This is a genomic window from uncultured Campylobacter sp., assembly GCF_937949835.1.
Classification (GTDB): domain Bacteria; phylum Campylobacterota; class Campylobacteria; order Campylobacterales; family Campylobacteraceae; genus Campylobacter_B.
Genome location: NZ_CALEDC010000159.1, coordinates 1 through 2,714 on the forward strand (window position 1 = coordinate 1; position 2,714 = coordinate 2,714).

Annotated in this window: 1 protein-coding gene; it reads left to right on the forward strand. The window is 49.7% G+C overall.

Going from position 1 to position 2,714, the window contains the following annotated elements; translation table 11 throughout:
- The first annotated feature begins 946 nt into the window (after nucleotides 1–946).
- On the forward strand, nucleotides 947–2,686 hold the full coding sequence (locus tag Q0256_RS03420; protein WP_297960056.1) for a Mur ligase family protein: 1,740 nt from the start codon (nucleotides 947–949) through the stop codon (nucleotides 2,684–2,686).
- Nucleotides 2,687–2,714: the final 28 nt, after the last annotated feature.

Here is a 2,714-nt window from a genome sequence, read left to right on the forward strand (position 1 = left end):
GGTTAATCACGCGTAAACGCGTAAAATTCTATGAAATTTGAGCGCTTATAATTTTGTTTTGCGGTAATTGCGCGTGCAATTTTGCGAGATTTGCGCCGTTTGTGAAATTTTATTTTGCATCTAGCCCCGCGTATAAATTTTAAAATTTAGCCATGAAATTTTAGCGGCGCACCACAAAAATCGCGCTTTAGATGTAAAAACAGATCGCGCGAAAGGCAAGAGCGGGCGCATTTTAAAAAGCATTTCATTGCGTTGCTTTAGCGCGGTTCATCCGCGTTTTAAAATTTTGCAATCTGTTTGCGTCAAAGATCGCGAACCGAAGCGTAAATTTAAACATAAAAGCCGCGTGCGTATGCGGCACATATTTAAAATTTAGCGGCGTAAAATCAGCTCTTTGGGCGCGCAGTATAAAACGCAAAGCTCAAATTGCGGCATGTCGCGTTAAATTTTAAAATTTTAACGCAACAGCGGGTCGTTTCTGCTCTGCGCTCGCGATTGCGGCAGCCGTATATAATGCGGCGAAACCGTGTATGCGCACCGCAAAGCGGACGATTAAATTTAGTCGCACCGCTTAGTCGCACCGCACCATGTATTTACTGCGACAGAAGGCCTATATGCCGCAAATGATGCAAATCATCGCGCGAGATAGGGCTCGATGTCGCAATATGCGCAGCGTGCGAAAAATTTCAGGTCGCGAAAGATAGATGCTGCGCGTATCGAGAACGCAGACGAAGCGCGGCAGCGTAAATTTATCTAGCGCGGCTCGTGCAGCCTTCGCGAGAGCGTGAATTTATTGAGCGCGAAAGTTTGCAAAAATAGAATTTGCAAAGCGAGAATTCATAAAATTTACAAATGAAGCCAAATGCGATTGGCCCGAGCTCGCCGCGTTTTGCCCGCACAGGCTTGCAAGGCGGGCGCGCAAATTTATAAAAAGGAATTTTAAAAGATGAATATAATATTTTTGATCGCGCACGCGGCATTCGTCCTGCTGCTGGGCTTTTATCTGATCACCTGCCTGCAGTGGTTTTCGTACAAGCCCGCGCGCATCATCTTTCACTTCACTAAGCCCGCGTGGCACCTCTATTTTTTGATTTTGCCTTTCCTAGCATATTTTGGCTGCGAGATCGCGGTAGGTCTCGGCGCAGCTAAATTTGGCACTGCATTCCTCTATGCCCTATGCGCCGCTAAAATTTTAATCGTCGCAGCCTATGCGCTAGCGCTTTATTTTTGGCAAAGAGGGCTTGATAAAAAGCTCGTCTTTACGCCGCGTGTGAAGCGATTTTTCGCGATTTTGGCGGTTTGTGTGTTTAGCTTTAACGTCGCGTTTTATGCCGCGGGAGGGCCGATTTTGCCGATCTTTTTACCGCTTGGCGCGGGCCTTGCGGCGAGTTTTGCTTACGAGCGGGCGCAGGCTGCAAAATTTAAGGCCGACGCACGCAAAAAATTGGCCTCGATGCCCTCTCTTACGATCATTCAGATCACTGCGAGCTACGGCAAGACGAGCATTAAAAACTTCTTGTATCAAATTTTAAAAAATGACTTTCGCTGCTATAAGACGCCGCGCTCGGTAAACACGCTAGCAGGGCTCGTGCGCGACGTAAACGAGGCGCTACCCGCAGATACGCAGATCTACATAGCCGAAGCAGGCGCCAGGCTAAGCGGCGATATCGCCGAGATCACCGAGTTTTTGGCACCGCAGATCGTCGTCGTGGGCGAGATCGGCGCGCAACACATCGAGTATTTTAAAAGCATCGAAAACATCCGCAAAACCAAGCTCGAAGCGCTCACGAGTGCGCGGCTAAAGCATGCGTTTTTGCACAGCTCCACGCAAAAAAGCGCGGACGAGCGCGTCACGATCTACGACGAGGGGCTGGAAATTTGCGGCGCGAATCTGGACGGAATAAAATTTAGCCTTAGCTTGAGCGATGATGAAAGCGGTGCTAGCGGCGAGAATTCCGCGCTGCGTGCAGAAACATCCGCTGTAGGTGGCGAAGGGCAGGGCGATTTGAACTTAGATGCAAGCAGCGCGATATACGCAGAAAAAGACAAAAATTCTAAAAATTACGGCTCCGATTTTGACGATGCAAATTCCATGTCCTGCGCCGAACAAAGCGAGCAAGAATTTTACGAACAAGCCGCCCGTGCCGCTAGCGACGATAAAATTTGCAGCGACAAAGAGCAGGGTGCGCAAGAGGCTTCAAACGGGCGGAGAGAACTATGCGAGAGACATGAGTTTTTCGCGCCGATTTTGGGTAAATTTAACGCTGCAAATCTCGCCGCGTGTATAAAGATCGCGCGATTTTTAGGGCTTAGCGCTGATAAGATCAAAAGTCGCGTCGCGCACGTCGGCGCCGTCGAGCACCGCCTCGCGCGGCTCGATGCGGGCGGCAAGATCATCATCGACGATAGCTTCAACGGCAATCTAAGCGGCATGCTGCAAAGCTACGAGCTGATGCGAAGCTACGGCGGTCGCAAGGTCATCATCACGCCGGGCATCGTCGAGAGTACGCGCGAGGACAACGAGACGCTGGCTGCCAAGATCGATGAAATTTTTGATCTCGCGATCATCACGGGTGAGCTAAATTCCGAGGTGCTACAAAGCAAAATAGACCCCGCAAAGACTATCGTTTTGAAAGATAAGCGCGATTTGCAGCGTGACCCCAAGCCCGCCAAGAAGCCTGATTAAATTTTCGCCGCTTAAGAGTTCCATCGCT